The following is a 24843-nucleotide window of genomic DNA, read 5'->3' on the forward strand; positions in this document are numbered from 1 at the left end:
ACTACTCGTTGAGCAACACCTCGGCCCAATCATCAAGCTTGGCCTTGATGGGTTGCCAGCCGGGTTGGTAACGGTCTAGCAGATCGTAAAAAGCCTTGCTGTGATTGTGCTCCTTGAGATGGCAAAGCTCGTGCAGGAGGACATGATCGATGCAATCGCGGGGCGCTCGAACCAGAAATGGATGCAGTCGAAGGATGCCGTCTGTTGCGCAGCTTCCCCATCGTTTCTGCATCTCAAGAAGTTCGAACTTGGGTGGGGTGTCGATCCAGGGCAGCTTCTCGGAAATCTCTTTGATGCCGTTGGAGAATATCTGCTGGGCTCGGAACTTGTGCCAGGCTCGTATCCTTACCCGAATGGTGTCGGTATCTCTGGTCTCAGTAAAAATCTCCAGACTGCCACGATAGAGGCGCGTTCTCCGCTCTGCCTTTGGGGTATCAATCAGTTTGAGCTGATAGCGTCGGCCAAGATAGAAGATCTCCTCTCCGCTCACATATTCACGTTTGAGAACATTGCTGCGCCGTTCCTGCGCTTGAACCACATTATCGGAGATCCAACGGGCCTTGGACTGAACCGCCTTCTGGATAGCCGCAAGGGATGCCCCAGCACTGGCTAGTACTTGAACGGTTCCATCGGGCTCAACATTGATGGCGATCTTGCCTGAAGGGCGATCTTCGCGGAGAACAACGTAAGGCAGCCTCGTGTCACCATAGACAAGCAGATGGCGCTCTGGTTCGGCTTCTTCAGAAGCTGCCATTGGTGGCCCCTGCTCTCACCTTATCCTGGATCGCGGAGATCAACGTATTAGCAATGGCAAGATCACCATAGGTCTCGAAGAATTTCGGCACAAGAGCCTTATAAATGTCATTCATGATGTCTTCCTGGCTCAGTGAATTGGCGGCAATGGCATTCATCACCACACCATCGACCAGTTGGGCCTCGGCAATGAAATGCTCTTCCCCAAGTTCCTCGAAGCGAACCGGATCAACCTGCTGTTTGAAAATACCAAAGTAAGCCCGAACGTGACGATTTCCCTTGATTGCCTCAGGGATGTCAGCCGTAGCGCCGCCCTTCACCTGCTCTTCAAGATCCTTGAACAAATCATATTGCTTGCCAGGGAAATCGAACATGGCTTCGGCTTCTGCAATGGCTTCCCGCAATAGCTCCGAGAAGACTGCCTGGGCATAGGGATCATCAGCAAGATCCACCTCGATGCTTTGGGTGACACGGGTACGGATGAGATCGGCCTCGTTCTTCTTCTTCTCATCGCTCCAGTCTTCAGGATCTGGGGAGTTGTCGCCCGGATTCCCGCCGACCTGAATGAGGCCCTCGGGGTCCTTGATGCTCACTCCAGTGACTTGGCGATCAAGAAGATTGCGGATCTGCTTCTCATATTTCGAGAAATCCACGGTCTCCATGGCATCCGCTCGGGCCTGTTGCCGGATCCCCATGAAGAATTTTAGGTCTTCCTTGTAGCGGTTCAGCTTCACCTCATCAAACCCTGGGTCCTCGAAGAAAGCGCGGGTCGAGGTGGCCAGCTTCAGGCACATGCCGAAGTTGGTCAGTGCCGCATAGAAGTCTTCTCGGAACTTGAGATTGGCGTCAAAGCTCATCCCGTCTTCTGTCACCATCTTCGGCACAAGGAGGCGGCGGAATTGCTCCTTGTCTGCCTTGTTCTCCACGTCCGCGAACAAAGCCCAAAGCTCCCGGTGCAGTTTCGGCAGCTCGAGATATTCGGTGCTGACATTGGCATAGATGCCTTCGAGATCTTCGGGGTCATACCCGTCTCGGGTCTCGTTTGCCAACATCTGATAGTCGTGCAGTGAGGTGTCGAGTTCCTTAAGGATGCCACGATAGTCAACCAGATAGCCGAATTTCTTGTCCTCGTGCAGTCGGTTCACACGGGCGACGGCCTGAAGCAGGTTATGCTGCTTGAGGTCTTTGTCGATGTAGAGCACAGCGTTGCGCGGTTCATCGAAACCGGTGAGCAGCTTGTCGACCACAATCAGGATGTTCGGCGGTCCAACCAACGAGAAGCCTGAGATCACCGCTTCTTCATAGGCATCTGCGTCATTGCCGACATTGTCCGCCCACCAGGTCTGCACTTCGGGCGCATTGGCGGCGTTCGTGTCTTCATGGCCTTCGCGGGTGTCAGGTGTCGAGATGATCACCGCAGACGTCACAAGACCCGTTTCATCCAGTGCCTTCTTGTAGCGGATGGCCGAGAGCTTGCTGTCCGTCGCCAACTGCCCCTTGAGGCCGATGTCCTTGAAGCTGTCGCAGAAGTGCGTGGCGATGTCATAGGCGATCAACTGGATGCGTTGTTCTGCGCCATAGACCTGGCCTTTGGAGGAGAATTTGCGTTTGAGATCGGCTTTCTGCTCGTCGGTCAGAGTTTCGGTATATTTATCGAACCAGCTATCGATGGCTCTGTCATTGATATCGAGCTGTGGCTGGCGCTCTTCATAGAGAAGAGGTGTCACGGTGCCATCATCCACAGCCTCGCGCATGGTGTAGGCGTGAAGGATCTTGCCGAATTTGTTCTCGGTCTTGCGCTCTTTGAGCAGCGGCGTCCCAGTGAAGGCGATGAACGCGGCATTGGGCAGAGCAAGTTGCATCCGCTCGTGGTTCTCGCCGCCCTGGCTGCGGTGGCCTTCATCCACCAGCACGATCATGTCCTCGCTGTCATTCTTGCACTCGGGGTATTTGGTGGCCGAGTTGAACTTCTGCAGCAGGGTGAAGATGATCCGGTCGGTTCCTGCCCCGATCCGCTTTGCAAGATCCTGTCCGCTTTCGGCCCTGGCCTTCTCGCCTTCCTTCTTGGTCGCAATAGCCGAACCGAAAGCACCACCAGACCGGAAGGTGGCCGCCAGCTGCTTCTCAAGGTCTGTGCGGTCGAGCACGATGAGCAATCGGCATTTGGCAAGGTCTGGGTTATGCAACAGGGCGCGGCAGAGGAACACCATGGTGTAGCTCTTGCCCGAGCCGGTGGTGTGCCAGATGATGCCGCCCTTGCGTTTCTTGCCTGAGGCACTTTTCTCGTCGCGCTGCTGTACCTGGGCCAGCATGGCGCGAACGCCGAAAAACTGCTGATACCGAGCCGCGATCTTGCCCACTTTACTGTCAAACAGCAGGAAGTAGCGAACGAACTCCAGCAGTCGGTCCGGCCTAGCGATGCCGATCAACAGCCGATCCTGTTCGGTGATTGCCATATCGGCAGACCATAGCGCTGTAAGGTGGGCCTTCACCTTCGCCGGGAGCCCTGCCAACAATGCCGACTTCTGCGCCGCATCAAGTGGTAGGTTCTTGATCGCCAGCATATCGGCCTCAGAGATTTCTTCCTCATGCCAGGCGGCCCAGAATTTCAGCGGGGTCTCAGAGGTGCCATATCGAGCCTGGCTTTCGGCGAGTGCCATCAAGACCTGACCGTAGGCATAAAGGCTCTGGATGCCATTGGGCATCTGATTACGCAGGTGTTGAGAGATCGCCTCTTCCACCATCTTGTCTTTACTAGCGGTCACGGCCTTCTTGGCTTCGATGATCAACAGCGGCAACCCGTTGACGAAGCCGACAATGTCCGGGCGATAGGTTGTCGTCTGGCCCTGCCGTTCGACACTCATCTCTTCAGTCACCTCGAACCGGTTGGCGCTGATGTCCTGCCAATCCACCAAAGACACGGTAACGGACTGCTTGTGACCGTCGGGCATGAACTCGGAAACGGTGATGCCGAGGGTGAGGATGGTGTGCAGCGCTTCGTTGGCCTTGGCCAAGCCTTGTGCAAGCCCGAGATTGGTGACTCCCTTCATCACCTGCGCCTTGCCATCATCGGACAGAGGGTAGAGCTTGCCGCGATAGTCGAAGCGGTAGGCATCGAGCCAAGCGTGAAAGCTGTCCTCCAGCAGCACCGCTCGGTTGGAGCCGCGCCGGGCAAAGCAGTCTTCGGCGGAGACATAGGCCCAGCCCATATTGATCAGCAGCGCCAGCGCAGGAATCTTCGAGGCAGCTTCTTCGGTGGTGATGGGCGTGGGCTGATCGAGCATGGCGACCTCGGGCAATGATCTGACTATTAGGCACGGGTCGGCTGATCGACCTTAAGTTGTCGCCATGTCAGCACATCAGAGCAGCCAAGAGCAAGGTGAGGTTGAACAAAAAGCGCTTTTGCCACCGAAAAGGTCAGCCACTCACCACCTCATAGGGCCAATTGAAATGGGAATAGAGGAAGGGCTTGCCTCCCTCTCGGCTCGTCTCCTTGGCATAGATGCGGAAGCAAGTGCCAACGGGATGGCTCTTGCGCATAGAGCGGGAGCACTCAACGTCCATGGTGGCGGGATAGACCTCGCCCTCGACGGGGCGCACATGGACCTTCGAGCTCTTGCCGCTCTTTGTCGCCGCGTAGGTCTCGACAACGACCTGCTGGTAGGCACTCCATGGGGCGTTCACGTCGGTCATCAAACCGTCACCCGCTTCTTGCCCGTCAGCAACTGCTGCATAAGGGCGCGTTTCTCGGAGCGGAGGCCGACTAGTTTTCTGTAGCAAAGTTCCTCATCTTGAAGAAAAAGGCCCATGGTTTCAGCTAATTGCTTTTGCTCTTCAATTTGAGGAACAGAAATCAGACGCTTCTCCATTTCTCTCTTCTGAGTATGGACCAGAGCGGCAGCTCCATGCGCCGAGTTCTCAATTTCTGCTGTGATTTGCTGCAATAGCCAGTAGAAAAATACCTTATCGAGGTCCCTTCGTGGTTTCACATTCCATGTGTGATAATTGAGTACTGCCTTTGGACCGTTCCAAATATGTGGCCCAAATGAGGTGCCACGACTGCCGGACCAAGCAAACAGCAGATCACCAGGAACCACCAAAAGCTTGGGATTGAATGACCCGTTGTAGTAGTTGAACTCATCGCTTCCGTTTAGGTTTTGAATGCGGATGATTGGGTAGCCTTCATCACTCCACTCGTGTGGCTTAAAGCCCCTCCCGTTCACTAACTCACACACATCCCCCAGCTTCACGGTCTTCCACTCGCCATCAAATCCGGGGAGGCGGCGGGTGCCGGTTAGGAGCTGTTGCATCAGGGCCTTTTTCTGGCGCCGCGCATTCTCCAGCTGCCGCTCCGCCACCTCAATCGCCCGGTCCCACGTCGACAGGATCTCGGCGATCTTCTTCTGTTCGGGGAGCGGGGGGAGGAGGATCGATATCTCCGAAAGTCTCTCTTTTGTCAGGTGTGCGATAGATGTTTGGGTTCCAAGGCCGGAAAAAAGTTTGTTGGTGCTCCCAAACAAGAAAACATTGAAGACAAACTCCACATCAACTTCATCACTACGACGCCTCAGCCGATGAAGCGCCTTCTGATAATAACAGTTAGCAACTGCTCCTCTCCAAATCGCACATCTGCCAATTTCCCCTCCTTCGCAAACGAGCAAATCCCCATCCCAAAGAGAAAATTTCTCTCTTTCGCAGTCAGAAAAGCTCATCGAGTTGAGCTCCGCTAGAGCAAAACTTCCCCAACGCACATTTTTGTTTGTCAAATAGACATGTTGATCTCCGCCCACTTTAGCTTGTTTGTTCAACATCTTACCAAGCTGAACATGAAACAGCTGATCGACCCTTTTTCGTCGCCACCCCTCAGGCACCATAACCAAGCTCCTTGAGATAGGCGTCCATCTGTGCTTCCAGCTCGGCCATTTCCGCGTTCAGAGCCTTGCGCTCCTTACGCACGGCAACGAGGTCGATCTCCTCTTCCTCCTCGAAGGTGTCGACATAGCGCGGAATGTTGAGGTTGAAGTCGTTCTCGGCGATCTCCTCGACGCTAGCGCGATAGGCATATTTATCGAGCGTCCCACGGGCGCGATAGGTCTCGATGATTTTGGTGATCTGCGCCTCGCCCAGCTTGTTCTGATTCTTGCCGTCAACATACTCCCGGCTGGCATCGATGAACAGCACCGAACTGTCTGGCTTATTGTGTTTGAAAATGAGGATCGCCGCCGGGATGCCCGTGCCGAAGAACAGCTTTTCGGGCAGACCAATGACAGCATCCAGCAGGTTCCCCTCGATCAGCGCCTGACGGATCTTGCCTTCTGATGAGCCACGGAACAGCACACCATGAGGCACGACCACGGCCATGCGCCCCGTGTCTGGCTTCAGGGTCTCGACCATGTGGGAGATGAAAGCATAGTCACCCTTGGTTTTGGGTGGCAGACCACGCCAGAACCGCTTGTGCGGGTCCTTTTCGGCGCTGCCAATGCCCCACTTATCGAGGCTGAAGGGCGGATTGGCCACCACCACGTCGAAATGCAACAGGTTGCCATTGCCATCTTGGAGCTTGGGGTTGCGGATGGTGTCGCCCCATTCGATCTTGTGGTTGGTCTCGCCATGCAGGAACATGTTCATCTTGGCCAACGCCCAGGTCGACCCGATGGCCTCCTGCCCATAGAGCTCATAGGTGCGTTTGCCGGTTTCTTCCAGAATGCGCCGACCGCATTTCATCAGAAGCGAGCCGGAGCCGCAGGTCGGGTCGCAGATCTGATCGCCCTCCTTCGGCTCGACCAGATGGGACATGAGCGTGGACACTTCTGCCGGGGTGTAGAACTCCCCTGCCGACTTGCCAGCTTCTGAGGCGAAGCGCGAGATGAGATATTCATAGGCCCCACCGATGACATCCAGCGCTCCCACACGGCTCGGGCGCAGATCGAGCTCATCCCTGGCGAAGTCTTCGAGCAGGAAGCGCAGGGTATCGTTCTTCTGGTCCTCGTCGCCAAGTTTGTTGGAGTTGAAGCTGATATCCTGGAACACATCGCGCAACTTGGTGCCGTTGGCGTCTTCGATGGCGTGAAGCGCCTTGTCGATGCGCTCGCCATTCTTGGGCTCATGCCGGTGTTCATAAAGAAAGCCGAAGCTCGACTGAGGCGGCAGGACGAAATTCTCCTTCGCCATCATCGCCTCGATCAGCTCGGGGGCGTCGCCATACTGCGCCTTGTAGCCCTGATAGTGATCGCTCCAGACGTCGGAGATGTATTTGAGGAACAGCATGGTGAGGACATAGTTCTTGTAATCCGCTGCATCCACGACACCCCGAAAGGTGTCACACACCGCCCAGGCGGCCTTGTTGATCTGATCCTGGGTGACGAGACGATCCGCCATGCTTCTTCCTTGTCTTGTTCCTCGTGTGCTCCGCGAAGCACTTCATGCGGGACAGACTAGGCTGTTGCACGGCTGGAGGGAAGAGGCCGAAGGGCGAACTTTCACAGACAGGTAGGCTCAAAAAGCACAACCAACGGCTCCTTTCTCAAGCACACTGTTATCGAGCAGTGACCCATCATTTTCTACTACAGATTTTAGTTGCGTTTAGTGACATACCAAACGCGGTTTCGACCGCTCATTCAACGCAAGGAGCATCATGCCAAACACCCCCACAGAACCACCCGAGGCTAACGATGAACTCTCGGAGGCCATCGCCAAGCTGACAGAGGAAGCCGCCAAAGGCACCCGAGAGGATCGCCCTGATCGATTGCCCATAGCTGACATCATCGAATGCCCGGAAGCCTTCAACGTCCGAGGCGAAGATCCAGCCGAACATCACCTAACCGAACTGAAGCGAGCACTCGAGCGCATGGCTGATCTCGATCCGGCGTTGATCCTGCCGTGCGGTGACAGCTTCGTGCTCATCGATGGGCATCACCGCCTAGAAGCCTATCGCCGCGATGAAGAGCGAATGGACATCCCCGTCCGGTATTTCGAAGGCAGCATTGAGAAGGCTGTCCTTGAAGCCGCCCGGATCAACTCCAAGGCAGTCCTCCCACTCAACAACCAGCAACGGCAGAACCTCGCTTGGCGTCTGGTACTCACAAAACGATACTCGAAGGCCCAGCTTGTCGAAGCCGCTGCCGTCTCCTACGGCCAAATCAGCAACATGAGGAAAGTAATGAAAGCATTGAACGATGACGCAAATACCTTTGACAGCTGGTGGAAAGCCCAGCAGGCAGCAGCGGGAAAGCTGCGGGAACAAGATGAAGACTTCGACCAGGATGCTTGGCTTCGCGAACAAGTCGCCATTTATGTTGATCGCATGTCGAAAGCACACGGTACCAAGCTGTCTAGCAACCCATCTCTCCTCGCTCTTGTCCTGGTCGATTATTGCGGTCGCAACGCTAAGAGCCTTTACGATGAGCTAGGAATGATCCTCGACCTCGATCCTGCAGATGAGGTGGACGACGAAGATACTGACTTCTGATCAGCGCTCACTGACCTCCTGAATTTCACCAAGGCTCCGCTCATGCATGCGGGGCCTTTTTCATATCCGGTGGGGTGCAATCCCTTCGCCACTATCAAACAATCAAAGGAAACACCATGAGATTTATCACCGACATCTATACCGCTTACCTCGACAACATGCCACTCAACTTTTTCATCCGGTTTGAAGAAAACGGCAAAATGCAGCTGTTCTATGCCACCCACGAGCTTCGGCGCATCGCCTCTTGCTTTGTTCGAGCTGAGAATGCCTGGAACTTCGTTGAGCAGTGCGAACGGGAAGTAGGCGTTCATGAGTTCATTATGTCGAACCGGAAGGATACCTATCGCGTCGCTGAAGTCTGGCACCTCTCGCCGCTTCTTGAGGACGGCAGGATTGAGTTCCACCTCCCTGAAGAAATTACCGAATGGATCATTCACCAGAGCATGCTTGCCTCAGACAAGGCGCTTGAGTACGGCAGAGACATGCTCGAGCAAGAAGAAGAACTGCTCCCATTCTGAGGGCATCAAGAGCAGACCTCGGTGTTGCCGCTGGGGTCCCCATTGCGAACCGGAGCGACCCTCCTGTTTATTCCTTAGGCTGTACATTTTGTACAGGCTGGCGCTCATTCGGGATGTTGGGAGCAAAAATCCGAGCGACCAATCAGATTAACGGCTCACGCCTATCCCCCCTGTGGGGGCCTCAAGCCTACCCAAACAACTTCAACATTTCTCAAACATGGAGGCCGGTCCAACCATGACCTACCCCGACTACATCATCACGATCCATACCGATGGCTCATGCTCTGGCAACCCTGGCCCTGGGGGCTATGCCGCTATCATCCGCAACCCAAGGCGGCAGCTTGAGATCTCAGGTGGAGAGCCTGGGACCACCAACAATCGTATGGAGCTCCGAGCAGTGATCGAAGCCCTCAACACCCTGAAGCGCCCCCTTCGCCTGAAAATCTTCTCTGACAGCCAGTATGTCATCAAGGGTGCCTCCGAATGGCTCAAGAGCTGGAAGGCCCGACATTGGAAGAATGTCAAGAATGTCGACCTGTGGCAGGCACTCGATGCTGCAGCAAGTCGTCATGACATCGAATGGCAATGGGTGAGAGGCCATGCTGGTAACGAGATGAACGAGAAAGCCGATCTCCTCGCCAACCAAGGCAGAGAGCGGCAGAAGCAGACCAAGCGAAGAACCAGGCTCTGATCCTGCGCAACAATGGCATGGGCGTCACAAGATGCCCTGCCCACCCCAGGCCCCAACGGTCACAATTGTATACTCTCGTGACCGTCCACAGGGCAGCTTGACAATGCGGTCATTTTCCGTTCATAAATTTTTGGTCATTTAAGTCTCAGAGGTAATGAACAATGTCATTGGTCGGTTATGCGAGAGTGTCTTCTATCGGTCAGTCCCTGGATGTCCAGGAGGCGAAGCTTCAGGTGGCAGGGTGTGAGGAGATCTTCCGAGAGAAGCGGAGTGGGGTCGACACCGAGCGCCCCCAGCTCAAGGAGTGCATGCGCTACATCCGCAAAGGTGACACTCTGGTAATCTCCCGGATTGACCGCCTCGCACGGTCTGCAGAGCACCTGCTTCAATTGTCCAGAGAGTTAGAAGAGAAGGGTGTCACGCTCAAGGTTCTGGATCAGAGCATCGACACTGGTGATGCTGCGGGGAAAGCATTCCTCGGCATGTTGGCCGTCTTCGCTCAGTTCGAGAATGACATCCGCAAAGAACGGCAGATGGACGGCATCGCCAAAGCCCGAGAGAAGGGTGTCAAGTTCGGGCGCAAGCCAGTAATGACCGGTGAGCAGGAGAACGAGGCCAGGCAACTTCGCAAGGATGGCTGGGCTCTACAACGCATCGCTGACCATATGGGCGTCTCCAAGGGCCTCATTCACAAGGTAACCAGCCGCCCAGGATCTTCAGGCGTCTGAGCGTCTATATCTTCAGGCGTCTGAGCGTCTATCAGTGTTTTTTCGGTGATGCAATACCAAAAGCAAGTAGCTAAGTTTACCTAACAGCCTGAAGTAGAAGAGCTCAGATAATCAAGATGAATAACGAGAATACCAAAGAAGCCTATCGGTTTGAGAATGTCCGATTGACACCGAAAGTCGTAAGTGAAATCGCACTCATCATATTCAGCGGCCAAGCAATCGACAGCAAAGATATCATGCCTGCGGTAGAGCAATTTCACCTGAACAAGGGTGGTCTTCCTTCCATTGCGTTGAATGCAAACGCAACGAGGAAGAAAGCGCTAAGGACCTTGGTACAACAAGGAGCAGCAGAAAAAATTGGCTATGGTCGATATAAATTTCTCGTCGATGAAACCAATGCCAGCGTGGCCACCACGAATGAGCTACCCCAAGATGCAAGCAATACCCAAAATTTGGTTGAGTGTCCTGCTTCTGCGCAGATACAAGCCGAAAAAACCTTGGGAGAGGGCAATGAGCTGGTTTATCTCTATTATTATCCAACAGCCAAAGAGCTTGCAGAATTGAAAGGTGAAGCGGTTTGGTCGATCAAGATCGGTCGAACCAGCGTAGGTTTATCGCGAATTACGGAGCAACTCGGAACTGGTCATTCCGAAATTCCGATTGTTCCGCTAGTCTTCAAAACCGATAGTTCCGCTAATCTAGAAGCAGCTATTCATCGTAGCCTAGAGTTTGCAAACAGAAAAGTGCCAAACGCTCCGGGTACGGAGTGGTTCCGAACAAGTACAGAAGAGGTTGAGCACATTTACGATCAATTGGTGGTGCTCAAAGACACTAAATAGCACAATCAACTGACGTGATCAGAGTTTCCGGTAGATGCACTGCTTCAACGCACCGTCTCGCTTGTTCAAGCTTCGGACCTGCCGAATAACGACCTAATGTCATGCCAGGTCTCTTGTGGCCCACAACTGCCGCAATGATATGTTCAGGTTGATCGGCTCTCTCTGCTTGCGTAATGAACCACCGACGAAATGAATGGAAATTGACAAGTGACCGCCGCTTACCGGGGATCACTTCGTCGACCCCGAGTTTTCTGCGATAGTCAGTGAACTGTTGCGATGCCTTGAATGAACGCTCCCGTTGGGAGTTCTTTTTGGGCAACGGCCATTCTGGAAACACATCATCTTCCAATTTCTTCCCCTCGCAACGTCGCTTAATGATCTGTTCAAGGTCAGAATGGATCGGGCAGGAGCGTTCTCGCTTCTCTTTCTTCTGCGGCTTGAAGATGAACACGCCGTCTTGGCAGTCCTTCACCTTCAGACAAACAATGGGATCGATACGACAACCAGTCAGTGCCCCAATCCGCATGAGATCGTGCATTGCCTGACTTGTGTCTCCATTGAGAAGAGTGATGACCTCGTCATCGGTGAAAGCTCGTTCCACCTCATCATACGGGGTAACAGGCACCGATAGCGAAAGCCCCTTCCAAATGTCCTGGTCGACTTCACTTCTCTTCTGAAGCCACTGCCAATACCTAGAGAGGCGTCGAATGTACTTGTTAAGCGTGACTGGCGATAGGCCGTTTGTCAGCTCAGGAAGTGCATCCATGAAGCGAACAGCCGTTTTGCTGTCAATGGTTTCCAGAAATGGCCCCACACCGTTGTCCTGCATCCAACCTTTCAGCAGTTTCATCGAGCGAATATCATCGGCTTTGGTTCTGGGCTTGACCGTCAATTGATCGAGGTATTTGTTGTGGCTGAGGTCGATAGGCGTAGCCAATCCCTTCGCAATGCGTATGAACTCACCAGCCCTACGTTCACTTTCAGGATTATAACGAGGCTGTGGCTCACCAGTTTCCGGGTCTGGTTCTTCCCCAACTTCGCTACCTCGGAGCATATCTCCCGTTATGTCGATCCCTTCTTCGATTTCATGTTGACGCTCCGGAGTACTGGCATCCTTGAGAAGCTTGGCCATCTCAAGAGCAATCTCGATATGTGGTGCGGAGGTTGTCTTATCTTGGGCTTCTGCGATCTTCTGTTTGAGCTCAGCAACGGCTCCCCATTTCATCCGATTGGCAACCGAGAGAGAGTCTGTGCCTAGGGACTTCTTGAGCTTTGTCCCAAGAATGTCCTGCAGTTCTCGGGGGACTGAGACGACGACACGCCACTTATTGCCGTGCTGCTCAAGATAGCGCTTATCATTTCCTGCTGACCGCCCCAAAACAACCTCCTGCGTACCCAACTTCGTACCCAGAGCGCTACCCCCAACAGATTGAAATTTCAATACATTGCTGTTTTCATTCAACAAAAAACTACCGCAAGGACTCCCCGCTTAGCTCCACCATTTCTTCCCATCTATTTGATATCTATACATAACGTTTGATTTCAAGCGGTTGGTTTGCTGTGTTGATATACAATACTGGTACTCAACTTTAAAGAATCTCCCTTGCCACGCGCATCAAACAACCTCATCAAAAGAGGAAATAGATACTCCTTCCATAATTGCGATCACCAAGGCCTCATCGAGCATCTTGTAAGCTCGGCGTCATTCCGGACCCCGCTTTCTCTTCAAGCCGTCTTCCGATGGTTTTCAAACGCCAGATGATCAGCACAAGGGCCAAGCATCTGGCATTCGTTTTCCATCATGCATCTGTAAGGGCTGGCAGGACATATGTCCCCATTTCCTCGATGACCGACTGCGCCGGGCGGTGCGAGGGCTTGAGGTTGAGTGCAATATGCTGGACACCAAGATCACGGTGGCGCAAAAGCCGGTCTATCAATGCATACCGCCCTATCCGCACCACATTGTAAAACCGCTGGTAAGGTGCATCCGGGTTCGGATCCAGATCAAAGAACGTGGAGTATCCGTAGCCAGGTGGCGTTCTGTCCCCTGCCGCAGCCTTTAGAGACGAGATAATCTCGCGGATTGCCTCGTCATCATCCACCGCCCAGATCCATGCATCGATGGTCTGCGCAAGCCACTCGATGGATTGTCGAGAGCGCCCAACGGCCATCAACGGAAGCCGCCCATTCAATGGCTTGGGGTGCATATCGAGATTGCCTGCAAAGGTGCCAAAGCGCTGTGTCTTGATCCGTGGGAAACGGTTTTCAGACAGGGCGCAGATCAACTCCACCTGCTCGCGATAGCGAGCACCGCGATCCTCGAAATCGACATTGAAGGCGGGATATTCCACGGGCCGGTCGCCCGTCGACAAGCCCAGAATGAAGCGCCCATCTGACAACCGGTCCATCGAAAGCGCCTGTTTGGTGACCGAGATCGGCTCGCGCAGAGGCAGAACAATGCCGGTGGTACCAAGCGTGATGTCTTTCGTCACCGCAGACAGGAAACCCAGATAGACGAATGGATCGAGCATCTGTGCTGCGTCGCCAAAATTGGGGTCATAAAAGGGAACGTCCCGCACCCAGATGCTGGCAAAACCCGCCTCTTCGGCCAGTTCAGCAACCTGTTGATGATCATCAAGGGTTGGAAACGGGCTATCGGGATAGGATTCAATCGGGGTGATCAGCCCAACCGTCAGGCGGTTTTCAGAGAAGACCCGGGAAAAGCTCCGCGGGGGCGTTGTAATATCATTCATGGCGACCGTCTCACTCTTCATCATTGGGCCAGACAACATCAAGTACAGAGCGCGCAATGCGCCATTCGCCGTTCACACGAACGTAGCTGTCCTCATACCGACCAAGCAGCAGGAAGGGATGCAGGGTGCTCTGGCGATCCGTGACAAAGTCCAACAGGTAGCAGCTGCCGGTTGCCGCATCCGGGCCGGTCAGAGTGATTTCGTGGTTCGCAACCGCATGGACAAACGGATAGTGGCCGCGGTTGAGGGTATCAAAGCTGTGATAGGCCTCCTTGAGGCTAGCCTTGATTTCCTCAAGACCACTCATCGAGCCAACAGTCACTTTGACTTCGGCGTCCGTGGTGAACACCTCACCCATCCGGTCGGCCTTTCCGCCATCAAGGAGCGCACTATAATGAAGGCGCAATGCCCGGATCTCTTCGCGATCCAGCAAGGCGTTGATGCGATCGGTCTGTGTTGTCATGTTACTTGTCCTTCTGCGCGGCATTTGTCTGTTGAGTGTCCGCTTGTTCGCGCCAGGTGGGAAAATCCGTGTAACCGGCAGAACCTGTGCCGCCATAGAAGGCCTCACGCGGTGCCTCGTTGATCGGCCAGTCATTCCGCATCCGCTCCACAAGATCCGGATTTCCAATGAAAGGCTTGCCAAAAGCTATGAGGTCGAGTGCGCCGTCCTCGAGCGCCTGTTCTCCTGTTTCCTTCGTAAAGCCGCCTGCTGCAATCAACGTGCCTGTAAACGTCTTGCAAAACTGGGAAGGGAAACCCGCAGGCATCGCTTCGCCGCCAATGGTCAGTTGGTCACTGAGATGGACATAGGCTGGCTGGCGCGCCTCCAAAGCTTCGGCCACGGCAAGCCATGTATCGGCTTCTCCGTCATATCCGGTCATGCCAGAAAGCCGCCCGAAGGGAGAGATGCGAACACCGGTCCGGTTCATTCCAATCTCCGCAGCCACTGCATCGATGGTTTCCATGAGGAAACGCAGCCGGTTCTCAACGCTGCCGCCATAGCGATCCGTACGCTGGTTGGAATTGGCATTGAGAAACTGCTCAAAGAGATAGCTGTTGGCCCCGTGGATCTCGACCCCGTCAAAACCCGCAAGCATGGCGCGCTTGGCGGCGGCAACGAAATCGGCCGTAATGCCAGCTATTTCGTCTGTTGCCAGCGCGCGCGGAATGCTGGCCGGCTGCTGACCGGGTTGACCATCCGGACCGATGGCATAGGAAAGGGCTCCCTCCGCCCGCAATGCACTCGCCGACACCGGGGCAGCACCATCCGGCTGCAGCGAGGTATGGGAAACCCGACCAACATGCCACAGCTGAACGAAGATACGTCCGCCTCGCTTGTGCACGGCCTGTGTGACCTTCGCCCACCCGGCCCCCTGCTCATCGGTGTAAATGCCGGGCGTATAGAGATAGCCGTTGCCTTGCTGACTGACCGGCGCTCCTTCGGTGATGATCAAGCCGGCACTGGCGCGTTGCGCGTAGTAGATAGCGGTTTGATCATCCGGTACACCGGTCTCGGCGCGCGAACGCGTCATGGGGGCCATAACCACCCGATTGGGCAGTTGAAGACCGGTAAGATCAAAAGGTGAGAAGAGCAGGGACATGAGAGCTGTCCTTTCAATAGATCCGATAAAGAGAATTTGGTTGCATGTCGTTTGCGTAGATCGGCATGCCATTGCCACTCAATCTATTGATCATTCTCAAAATTATAATATACTTCAAATTCCCTTCATTCCGTCCTGAGATTCCAGAATGATAAACACAACTGATCCCTTTGCTGGCGTGCGTGAATTTGTGGAAGCTGTACGTAGCGGTTCCTTCACAGGGGCTGGTATGCAGCTGGGACTAACCGGCTCGGCCGTGGGCAAGAGCGTCAGTCGCCTTGAAGCAAGGCTCGGGACAAAGCTCCTGCATCGCACCACCCGTCGCCTGTCGCTCACCCCGGAAGGCCAGCGCTATTTCGATGGCTGGGCGGAGATTCTGTCTGATGTGCGCAGCCTTGAAGACTCGGTCGTCGCACAGAGCGGGCGCATTTCGGGACGGTTGAATATTCACCTGCCAGCGGCATTCGGGCGCAGGCATGTGCTGCCCGTCCTGACCCGACTGGCGGGCGAGCACCGGTCGCTCGATCTTTCGGTCAACTTCACGGAGCGACGCGTGAACCTTATCAACGACGGAGTAGATCTCGTCGTGCGGATCGGATCTCTGGCAGATGATGCGGACCTTGTGGCTCGGCGGCTGGGACGCCAACGACTGGTGATTTGCGCTAGTCCGGATTATATCACACAGTTCGGTGAGCCTGAAACGCCTGCGGACCTCATTGAACACGATGGCATCATCGGCAGCCGTCGTGAAGACAGCCCCGCAGCCTGGTTGCTTCGCCAGCCAGATGGCACCTCCACGCCGCACCTCATCAGGGTGCGGCACGAATTCAGTGACGGTGATGCCATGCTGGAAGCCACGCTGGCTGGCGCAGGTCTCTCGCAATTGCCGACATGGCTGGTGACAGGTGCTCTCGCGACCGGAGCACTGGTGCCTGTTCTTGAATCCTTTGCAGGAGCCGAGATGCCCATTCACGCGGTATGGCCCCGATCGCGCTACCTGAAACCGGCACAGCGAGCGCTGATCGACACCTTGGTAAAAGACGCCACCCGCCCCGATTCTGCCTACTGGTTGTAAGCCTCATTGCTTTTCACAGGAGCGGTTCTGAGGGGCATTCGAAGCAAAATGGCATCCACTGCCCGCGCAACCCATTCGCTGACCTTGGGTGTCCAGACTATGCGGCGAAGCAATCTCTCTATTGCTGCCGTTTAAACAGGGTGCAACGCTCGCAAGAAGTGAAAAATTTATGTTGCGGGGTCGGCTAGATTGCGGACAACAGAAAAGCGGGATGCTATCGATCTGAAGAAATAGACCAGATAGCACATCGCGGCCACCACGATGGTATAGGACAAGCCCTCGGCACCGACAATATCCATACTGGTGCCGATGATACAAAGGCCAATCATGCCACCAAGCGCATCCATAAGCGTATAAGACATGTTGGCTGACATCTGGTCCTCCTGGCGGAATTGTTCACCGATAATGTTCAGCCCCAGCGCATAGATCCCCCCCATACAGCCACCCCACAGATAAAGCAGGCCCAGAGCGACAAACAGATGAGAGTAGATTGCAAGTGACAGGAAAGAAGCACAGAAGACCGAGACACAGACACAGATGAAAACGAGACGATAGTGACTGTAAAAAGCAGAGAGCGTGCTCACAATCATGCCCAGAGTAACGCTTCCCAGCATAAACATCGTTAGCAACAAAGCGGCATCTTCTGCCTTCAGGCCATTCTTGATGCCGTAAATCGTGAGAAATGACGGTAGCCCGAAAAAGCAAAAACCACCCACGACAGCAGACAGAAGAATGAGTTTGGCATGTTTGAAAACGAAGCCAATGCGTGCCCTTTTGTCAGAATGAAAAGACGGGCGACTTTTGACAACCGTCAACATGGTTGCCAGAACCAGAAGCGAAATCATACTGCTGATAATAAAAGGCAAGCGGCTATGCATATCGGTAAAGCGTAAAATAATGGGGGCCAGTGCGATACCCAACGATAGGGCCGAGGAAAAGAGCCCCATGATCAGGCCCTTGAGTTTGCCAACTGAAACCATGTTCAGCCAGGTCTGCACCACGACAAGAAGAGCATTGGTCGTGAGGCCATAGATGAACATGCCTGCGATCCAGCCGACAATCATGTCATTGTTAGACAGGAAATAGACGACCGCACAGCGCACCAGAGAACAGATGATGATGGTGTTGATCACACCGAGCTTTTTGACAAGCAGTGAAATCCTGCTCGAAAAGACAATCAGTGCAAGAATATCGCAGGACATGATAAAGCCGATCAACGCATTGGTTGCTCCCTGCGACTGGAGCACGAGCGGAAAAGTGATATAGTTGATCCCTGATGACAGTTGGATGCCAAAGGCGGCAAGCACCAGAATGAAGGGGGTAATCTGTTTCATTCGGCAGCCTCTCGCGCATTGTCTTCTTCATATTTGCTTATTGGAAGCTCCAATGAGAGACTTAAATTCTCATTGTTTTCTGTGTCTTCCTGCCAACTGACATGGCCGCCCATTGCCTTTACGGCGGCAACTGCCTTGAAGAATTCGAGATCCTGCACGCTGTAGAGTTCGGCTTTCGAGTACTCTGGTTCTAAGTTCCGATCAGACATTCCCTCGCTTGGGTGATGGCCTTGGGCCTTGAACACCATTGCAAACGTCAGGCTGTCGACAGCTTCATCGAGCCGCTTTATATCGAGCGTTACAGTATTAGCCCCAGCCATTGTTCCAATATGCGTGCAACAGATAACGAGCAGCTCTTGAAGGACGTTCTTATCCGCCAGCAGAACAGGTGGAATAGCCTCATCAGTCGAGATAGTCAGGGATGTGGAAGGGAGCATCCGGGCCTTAACATCATCCATCAATGCATCAATTCGGAAATTTTCCTTATCTTGAACGAGCGCCTCTGTGCTTTTTAGATACTCTAGCCAAACCTTGATCAAAGGCGTCAGGCCGTCTTTCTGAGGCGTTTTTGCAAAGACCTCAAGCAGATCAATGAAGTTTTGTTTGACCAAAGCAAGATGGTCACCTCTCTGTGCTTGTCGTGACTGCAAAAAGGCATTCTGTTGGCCCAGAAAGGCAGCATATTTTCGCGAGATCCATGTCAGCAGCCCGATGATCAGGCCGATAAAGACCACAATGAAGGCGGTTTTCTCAAAAGCCAGCCGGATGGGATAGATACGGCTGTAGAAATCATTCAACTGAAGATCCATTCCGAGCACACCAACAAAGGCGCCCTGCGCATCATAGAAGGGCGCATAAGCGCTGATGAAGGTGCCCCATTTATCGGTGTAAGGATCGGATACGACCTTCTTTTGAGACTTCAGCGCTTCGATCAACTCCGGGGCTGCGTCATCATAGCGTTCCATCAAGGCCGGAGGCACATCCGGTTGCCCATCACCATCATTGTCATTCTGAGGACTGGGGTTAAGGATGAAGAAGACATCATCGCCCTTGAGAATATTGGTGTAGATATACCGAATATTGGCTGATGCCTGACGGATTTTCTCCAGCGGTCTGATAGCTGCCAGATAGTCCGGATCGTCGCGCGCAGTGGACTTATCAAATGTCTTGTGCAGGTCGCCGTCAATGGTTGTCGCAGCGGCAGACACATTGGAAAGCAGACCGATCTTGATCTCCTTTTCCAGCACATCAACAGACTTGCTGTAGATTAGAAAAGCCAGAAAGCAGATGAGGGAAACCACGAGACCAGAAAGAATGGCAGCCTCCATTTTCGGTCTTGTCTTGATGATGTCCATGGGGCCTCACTCTTGGCGTTCTACAGATCAAAAATACGAATTTGAAACAGGATGATGCAGATAATGCAGATCGGATAGAAAACCCGCGCACTACGCATAAGCTTAGCCTTGTCAAAATCCTCCGATTTCCTCTCGAAGAGCTCGGCCGCCACAATCACAACCATACTGGCAAAGATGCTCAGATAGCCCAGTATCGTGAGCATCCCCATGAAGGTCGTGTAGGGTAACCGCGGCAAAAGGCTCGTTGCCTGAAAGGTGAAGGCTACAACCGTCAACATGAGTGTAAAGGCAATCGAGATATTGGTGAGAAAGTCATCGACCCAGAAGACACACCACGACGAGGTGATGATCAGGATCAGAGGCAGCATGAAGTTCCAGACGTAATAGTCGCATTTCCGTTCAAGCGTGAAATTCAGATTGTAGCGTGAGAATTCGGTTTTGCTGCCGTCTTCGCTCAGGTGCGAATAGTCCTGATCACTGATGAAAACCTGTTTGTCGACGATATTCCATTCAGCCAACATGTCCATATTGACCAACTCGGGATACACTTTCGGGTCGACAAATTCAAAACGGGTTTTGTCGTAGGAAAAGGATTCCAGCTGAACGGTCAGTATTTGGTTGTCGAAAGGAAATTTGCGAAAGTCCATCGGGGTTGAGAAGGTGGCCTGAAAACGCTCATTGTAAAGAACCTTGCCGTCTTCACCTATCACCACCTGTCGGTTGGCAACGGACCGGTTCCCAACCACATTGATAAATTCAATTGCTGGAATACGTAGACCACCGGCTATCAAATTATCAATGGCGCTGTTCTCATAGACATCCGGGGCGACTGCACCGCTTTCTATGCGCTCCACCAGCCCGTCGTCCTGCCAGGATGTCACAAGATAGCCGTCGATCACATAGGTCTCGTTCAACTCATTAAGTTCGTAGATTTTGTTGATGTTGAGAGCAACGCTTGCCTTTGTTCCAAGTTGCTCGCGGTTTGAAGACGGCGGCTGAGCAGAATAGCCAGGGGCGGCAATCATCCACGAAAACATGATAAACAACGTGCCGGCAATCAGCCTTCTACAAGTCATCGCCCTCTGCGTCATGCTTCTGTTTTCCTTGTCGATTATCTCAAATTGCGTGCTTCAATGGGGGAATGCATCTTACCTGCTTACTCAGAATGTCAGCCACGTCATCAAGCAGGGCATCCAGTCTGTTGCGGGTCATGTCCTCTCGAATGACAATCCGCATTGCGTTGCAGCCTATATTTTGCGGCATTGCAAAATGAGGGAGCATCCAGCCTCTTTCTCCAAGATCCCGGCACAGCGCTTCCTCGGTCAAAGCGCTGCCCGACTTAAGGCTGAAAGTAATAACCGGCAATGAAAGGGTGCTGATAATATCGAAGCAACCCATTGCTTCCAGGCTTGCCGCAACATAGCGGGCATTTTTCATACAGCGCTCGATAATCGCTCCATATCCGGCGCGGCCGAAATGAAGGAAATTGAAATATTGCGCCACAACAAGAGATGAGGAACGAGAAAAAGAAATCGCGTAGGACTGGGTGTTACCGGTGAGATAGCTCGCCGTCATGTTCATTGCATCAGGAATAATGGATTGGTCTCGCAAAATGAGCCAACCAAGACCGGGATAAACCAGTCCGAATTTATGCCCGGAAAGATTGATTGAGCGGACAAGAGGCAAAGCGAAATCCCATACCGGTTTTGCGGGATCTTCAAGAAACGGCAGAATGAAGCCTCCTATGGCACCATCGACATGAATGCCCACATTCCAGCCGTTGCGCGCGTTCAGCTTCATAAGCGCATCGTTTATCTTCTCTATCGGATCGCAAAAGCCAGAAAAGGTCGAGCCCATGACGGCGACCACACAAATAGTATTTTCATCCACCAGATCAACGACATTTTGCAGTGGGTAGCGATTGATCCTCTTGAAGCTCGCTTCCCGCACTTCAACGCCCAGATAAAGCGCAAATTTCCGCCAGACCAAATGTGCGTTTCTGCCAAGAACGATATTGGGAGCGCGTTGCAACTGGATGCGTGATGCGCTGGCTTGCCAAATTAGTTTATGCATCAGCATCGCAATGGCACAGGCTTCAGACGACCCAGACGTGGAGCACCCTGCTGCATGTTCTACATTCGGTGCCCCCAAAAGATCGGCGATGGTTTGGACCAGCCTCTTATGAATGTGCGTGGTTTCACCATATTCATTTTGATTGGCAAGATTCTTGCCCAGATGATCGCAGATAAGGCGATCAGCTTCTGGCTCCATGCGCACAGCTGTAAAGCTACCCAGATCCATATATGGATCACCGTCACCTTCGAGCTCTAGAGAAATCTGCTGATAAGCTTTTGCCGGCGCCATTCCAAAATCGCTCAGGCAACTGACGAACTCTTCTTGCATTGGCATCATCCATCTTTCGACGTTTCGCACCTTGAAAATACTCTGATAGGTGATGGAAAAAACCAGAACGTCGATCGTACGCGGATGCATCTCTGTGTAAGCAGACCTTAGAAACCGCTTCCAAGGAGGCTGTCTGAAAAGAAATGCGGTCTGGATGCAATGTTAGATAGACAAAAATAAAATACGTTTTACATCCACAGGCTGCGACAAAATGCCCTTTAACAACAAAGCTATCCTGCCCGCTTATCCGATTTGCATTCGAAACTCCTCACCTGCGACAAAGGTTCACTTCCTGCTTCCCTCGCACGAAACAAAAACGGGTGGCTCCGTCGCTTGGGGCCACCCGTTCTCAGTCTGTAGGCTTTGGTGACGTGCATCAAAGCCGATTTTGGTAGGACGCTTAGAGCATTCCTGCATAGTGAGGTAGCCACAGCACCAACTGCGGGAAGAAGGTCAGCAGCAGCAGCAGCATGATCAACAGGGCAAGGAAGAGCCAGCATTCGCGGATCATCTCGCCAAGCGGAATCCCGTTCAAAGCCTTGATGATGAACAGCAGGATGCCATATGGAGGCGTCACCAGGCCAATCATCATGTTGAACACCAGCACGATGCCCAGATGGTGCAAATCGATACCCAATGCCAACGCCGTAGGGATGAACAAAGGCGTGACAACCAGCATGATTGTCGAGCAGTCAAGCACGCAGCCGAGCACCAGAAACAGAGCATTCAGGATCAGCAGGAACTGAACCCGGTTGAGATCCATTGCATCAAAGAATGCGAAGACCTGCTGGGGAACCTGCTCCACAGTGACGATATAGTTGAAGATATAGGCACCACACAGAACGATGGTGACCACTGCCGTCGTCTTGACCGTTTCCCGCACCACCGAGATGAAGGACCAGAAGCCAAGCACACGGTAGGCAAAGGCAGCCAAAAGCAGAGCGTAGAAGGCTGAAACAGCTGCTGCCTCGGTCGGAGTGAAAGCGCCCGAATAGATGCCACCAAGCAGAATGATCGGCATCAGAAGCGCCGGCAGCGCCCGGATCAGAATGATCGGGAATGCCTTGAGGGGGATGGCTTCTTCAACCGGGAATCCGCGCAGCTTGGCCATGATCATCACCGCGATGCCAAGCGTGGTGCAAACCAGAAAGGCCGGAACAACACCGCCAAGGAACAATACGCCAACGGATGTGGAGGAGATCAGTGCGTAGAAAATCACAGGGATAGACGGAGGGAAGATCGGACCGACAACGGCAGAAACCGCCGTGATTGCTCCAGCAAAACCACGCGGATAGCGATCTTCCTTGATCATCATGTCCGTCAGGACTTTACCGACACCGGCCACATCGGAGATGGCCGAGCCGCTCATGCCCGAGAAGATAAGCGACGTCATGATATTCACCTGCGCCAAACCGCCGGGCACGCGCCCGACCAACGCCAAGGCAAAGGTCAATATTCGGTCTGACACCTTACCGGCATTCATGATGTTGGCAGCAAAAATGAAGAGAGGAACCGCAAGCGCCACGAAGTTACCGAACACACCGTTCAGAACATTCTCGGCAGCCAGACCGACATCTTGTCCGGAGAAAAAGAGATAGAAGATACTGGCAACGATCATCGAGATACCCATAGGCAGCCCGGCAATCGTGATACCAATCATGATGATCAGCATCAGGCTTAGAGCGTGATCTGCGAAGAAGGTCATTCTAACTCAACCCTTTTAAATATATTTTTCCCACTTCTGGCTCAGCAAACCGTACAGCCGATAGGCGGCCTGAACGATAAAACCCAGGATAAACAGCATGTAGCAGCCGTAGATCCAATACATGGGCAAACGCAGAACAGAGCTTTTTTTGCGGGTGAGGAATTGGAGATAATCCCATGTGGCCGGAACCAACAGCACGAAAGAGATGAACAGTGCCAACATGGAAATGATGCTGAACATCCTGCGCGTTCTGGGATTTACGACGTCGTAAACCACATCGAAAGACACATGAGACTGAACCGGCGTCATGAATGCAGCCGCCCAGAACACGGTCCAAATGAATGCGATCATCGTGATTTCTTCCGTCCACAGAAGAGGCGCGTTCATCACATAGCGATAGAAGATCTGTACAATGAACCCGCCAAAGGCGAACAGGAAGAGCAGGACGCCGATCGCGTCGGCCGCCTTTTTTAAAAGGCGGCCGGTTGCGAGCAGCATATCCTTTGAAAGGATATTAGCCATAGCAGCAAATGCTCCTTATTCGGCCATTGCGTTGATCTTTTCGACCCAGCCTTCCGGCCAGTTTTTGGAACGATCCGAGCTGAAGTAGAAGTCCTGCACATGTTTGCGGAATGCATCAACATCCGGCGTTGTGACTTTCAGACCTTCTTCCTTGAAGAAGTCGATCAAACGGGCTTCTTCCCTGTAGCGCTGTTCGTTGTTCCAGTCACAAGATGCCTGAGCAGCTTCGACCATGGCAGCTTTTTCGCTTTCGCTCAGCTGTTCCCAGGTTTGGTTGTTCACGGCAATGTTGAGACCATCAACAAGGTGGTCGGTCAGAGTGATCTGCTTTGTAACTTCGTAGAATTTAGCAGCTTCAACCGTTGGCAGCGGGTTGTCCTGAGCATCGATAGTGCCGGTCTGCAGGCCGAGATAGACTTCGCCGAATGGCAGCGGAGTGGGGCTTGCACCAAGAGCCTGGCCAAGGAACAACCATGCATCAGAGCCAGGCATGCGCAGCTTGACGCCTTTGAGATCATCAGGGGTCTGAACGTCTTTTTCGGCACGCAAGTTCAGCTCGCGCGTACCAAGATAGCATGTATCAAGAAGCTGTACGTCCATATCGTTGGATACGGCTTCTTTCAGTTCGGTACCCAGATCCGAATTCAGGAAGGTGCGATAATGCTTCGCATTCTGGAACAGATAGCCCGCCGTCAGCACGCTATATTGAGGCATATTGTCAGCGATCAACTGGAATGACAAATAGGTCATTTCTGCATTGCCACGCTGCAGAGCGTCAAGATCAGCACCTTGAGCGAAAAGGGTACCGGAATCATAGAGCTGAACGTCAAAGCGACCAGGCACTTTCTTTTCCAACTCTTCCTTGAAGACATGCATTGCTTTGGTATGCAGGTCCGAAGGAACCGAAGCCGTGGTGTATTTGATGGTGAGCTTGTCTTGAGCCACAGCAGGTGCAGCAATGAAAGTGCAGCAGAGGAGAGCAGCCGCGATACCACGTGAAATCATGTTTGTGTCCTCCCGAACATAGAATGGTCACACACCAGAACCCTCCAGCCCCGGTGTATAGGAATAGCTCCACGAGAAACTGTAGCGTGA

Annotated in this window: 22 protein-coding genes; 6 read left to right on the forward strand and 16 right to left on the reverse strand. The window is 53.2% G+C overall.

Annotation, left to right across the window (positions count from 1 at the left end):
- Nucleotide 1 precedes the first annotated feature (1 nt).
- The 5 genes from ACKPCT_RS14725 to ACKPCT_RS14745 form a co-directional block, all read right to left on the reverse strand.
- Nucleotides 2-754, reverse strand: coding sequence for a M48 family metallopeptidase (locus ACKPCT_RS14725; RefSeq protein ID WP_319567270.1), 753 nt, complete (start codon nt 752-754; stop codon nt 2-4).
- Nucleotides 741-4037, reverse strand: coding sequence for a type I restriction endonuclease subunit R (locus tag ACKPCT_RS14730; protein WP_319567271.1), 3297 nt, complete (start codon nt 4035-4037; stop codon nt 741-743). The genes ACKPCT_RS14725 and ACKPCT_RS14730 overlap by 14 nt, the downstream gene beginning before the upstream one ends.
- Before the next feature lie 133 nt (nt 4038-4170).
- Nucleotides 4171-4446: a hypothetical protein gene (locus ACKPCT_RS14735; protein WP_319567272.1), complete on the reverse strand. Its 276-nt coding sequence runs from the start codon at nt 4444-4446 to the stop codon at nt 4171-4173.
- Nucleotides 4446-5627, reverse strand: a complete 1182-nt coding sequence (locus ACKPCT_RS14740) for a restriction endonuclease subunit S (RefSeq protein ID WP_319567273.1) — start codon at nt 5625-5627, stop codon at nt 4446-4448. Before ACKPCT_RS14740 ends, ACKPCT_RS14735 begins: the two co-directional genes overlap by 1 nt.
- The gene (locus tag ACKPCT_RS14745) at nt 5617-7131 is read right to left on the reverse strand and encodes a type I restriction-modification system subunit M (protein ID WP_319567274.1); all 1515 of its coding nucleotides are present in this window, start codon (nt 7129-7131) and stop codon (nt 5617-5619) included. Before ACKPCT_RS14745 ends, ACKPCT_RS14740 begins: the two co-directional genes overlap by 11 nt.
- 256 nt (nt 7132-7387) lie before the next feature.
- Between ACKPCT_RS14745 and ACKPCT_RS14750 the strand changes: the two genes are divergently transcribed.
- The 5 genes from ACKPCT_RS14750 (at nt 7388) to ACKPCT_RS14770 (ending at nt 10997) form a co-directional block, all read left to right on the forward strand.
- The gene (locus ACKPCT_RS14750; RefSeq protein WP_319567275.1) at nt 7388-8221 is read left to right on the forward strand and encodes a ParB N-terminal domain-containing protein; all 834 of its coding nucleotides are present in this window, start codon (nt 7388-7390) and stop codon (nt 8219-8221) included.
- Between the two features lie 116 nt (nt 8222-8337).
- Nucleotides 8338-8739, forward strand: coding sequence for a hypothetical protein (locus tag ACKPCT_RS14755; RefSeq protein ID WP_319567276.1), 402 nt, complete (start codon nt 8338-8340; stop codon nt 8737-8739).
- A 235-nt stretch (nt 8740-8974) separates the two neighbouring features.
- Nucleotides 8975-9430 carry a ribonuclease HI gene (gene rnhA / locus ACKPCT_RS14760; RefSeq protein WP_319567277.1) on the forward strand — a complete coding sequence of 152 codons (456 nt, stop codon included), beginning with the start codon at nt 8975-8977 and terminating at the stop codon, nt 9428-9430.
- A gap of 161 nt (nt 9431-9591) precedes the next feature.
- Nucleotides 9592-10158, forward strand: a complete 567-nt coding sequence (locus tag ACKPCT_RS14765; RefSeq protein ID WP_319567278.1) for a recombinase family protein — start codon at nt 9592-9594, stop codon at nt 10156-10158.
- Nucleotides 10159-10274: 116 nt separating this feature from the next.
- The gene (locus ACKPCT_RS14770) at nt 10275-10997 is read left to right on the forward strand and encodes a GIY-YIG nuclease family protein (RefSeq protein ID WP_319567279.1); all 723 of its coding nucleotides are present in this window, start codon (nt 10275-10277) and stop codon (nt 10995-10997) included.
- On the opposite strand, the gene ACKPCT_RS14775 is transcribed toward ACKPCT_RS14770, so the two are convergent.
- The 4 genes from ACKPCT_RS14775 to ACKPCT_RS14790 all read right to left on the reverse strand — a co-directional run bounded on the left by ACKPCT_RS14775 (nt 10990) and on the right by ACKPCT_RS14790 (nt 15354).
- Complete coding sequence (locus ACKPCT_RS14775; RefSeq protein WP_319567280.1) at nt 10990-12459, reverse strand: tyrosine-type recombinase/integrase; 1470 nt, start codon at nt 12457-12459, stop codon at nt 10990-10992. The genes ACKPCT_RS14770 and ACKPCT_RS14775 overlap by 8 nt on opposite strands.
- Before the next feature lie 337 nt (nt 12460-12796).
- Complete coding sequence (locus tag ACKPCT_RS14780; RefSeq protein WP_319567281.1) at nt 12797-13750, reverse strand: TIGR03571 family LLM class oxidoreductase; 954 nt, start codon at nt 13748-13750, stop codon at nt 12797-12799.
- A gap of 10 nt (nt 13751-13760) precedes the next feature.
- Entirely contained in the window at nt 13761-14213 is a 453-nt protein-coding gene (locus tag ACKPCT_RS14785; protein WP_210186663.1) for a nuclear transport factor 2 family protein, read from the reverse strand.
- A 1-nt stretch (nt 14214) separates the two neighbouring features.
- Nucleotides 14215-15354, reverse strand: coding sequence for an alkene reductase (locus tag ACKPCT_RS14790; protein WP_319567282.1), 1140 nt, complete (start codon nt 15352-15354; stop codon nt 14215-14217).
- Nucleotides 15355-15502: 148 nt separating this feature from the next.
- Here ACKPCT_RS14790 and ACKPCT_RS14795 point away from each other — a divergent pair, with 148 nt between their 5' ends.
- A complete protein-coding gene (locus ACKPCT_RS14795) occupies nt 15503-16429 on the forward strand; it encodes a LysR family transcriptional regulator (protein WP_090069682.1) in 927 nt (308 codons plus the stop codon).
- Between the two features lie 167 nt (nt 16430-16596).
- On the opposite strand, the gene ACKPCT_RS14800 is transcribed toward ACKPCT_RS14795, so the two are convergent.
- The 7 genes from ACKPCT_RS14800 to ACKPCT_RS14830 all read right to left on the reverse strand — a co-directional run bounded on the left by ACKPCT_RS14800 (nt 16597) and on the right by ACKPCT_RS14830 (nt 24753).
- Nucleotides 16597-17763, reverse strand: a complete 1167-nt coding sequence (locus ACKPCT_RS14800; RefSeq protein ID WP_090069680.1) for an MFS transporter — start codon at nt 17761-17763, stop codon at nt 16597-16599.
- Nucleotides 17760-19118 carry a PDC sensor domain-containing protein gene (locus tag ACKPCT_RS14805; RefSeq protein WP_319567283.1) on the reverse strand — a complete coding sequence of 453 codons (1359 nt, stop codon included), beginning with the start codon at nt 19116-19118 and terminating at the stop codon, nt 17760-17762. Before ACKPCT_RS14805 ends, ACKPCT_RS14800 begins: the two co-directional genes overlap by 4 nt.
- Nucleotides 19119-19138: 20 nt before the next feature.
- Nucleotides 19139-20209 carry a hypothetical protein gene (locus ACKPCT_RS14810; protein ID WP_319567284.1) on the reverse strand — a complete coding sequence of 357 codons (1071 nt, stop codon included), beginning with the start codon at nt 20207-20209 and terminating at the stop codon, nt 19139-19141.
- A gap of 25 nt (nt 20210-20234) precedes the next feature.
- A complete protein-coding gene (locus ACKPCT_RS14815) occupies nt 20235-21521 on the reverse strand; it encodes a glutamate decarboxylase (protein ID WP_319567285.1) in 1287 nt (428 codons plus the stop codon).
- Nucleotides 21522-21921: 400 nt separating this feature from the next.
- The gene (locus ACKPCT_RS14820; protein ID WP_319567286.1) at nt 21922-23226 is read right to left on the reverse strand and encodes a TRAP transporter large permease; all 1305 of its coding nucleotides are present in this window, start codon (nt 23224-23226) and stop codon (nt 21922-21924) included.
- 15 nt (nt 23227-23241) lie between these two features.
- A complete protein-coding gene (locus tag ACKPCT_RS14825) occupies nt 23242-23748 on the reverse strand; it encodes a TRAP transporter small permease (protein ID WP_210186662.1) in 507 nt (168 codons plus the stop codon).
- 15 nt (nt 23749-23763) lie between these two features.
- Nucleotides 23764-24753 (reverse strand): sialic acid TRAP transporter substrate-binding protein SiaP, encoded by a 990-nt coding sequence (locus ACKPCT_RS14830; protein WP_319567287.1) that lies wholly within the window; start codon nt 24751-24753, stop codon nt 23764-23766.
- Nucleotides 24754-24843 lie beyond the last annotated feature (90 nt).

Source organism: Cohaesibacter marisflavi, from assembly GCF_963665895.2.
Lineage (GTDB): Bacteria > Pseudomonadota > Alphaproteobacteria > Rhizobiales > Cohaesibacteraceae > Cohaesibacter > Cohaesibacter marisflavi.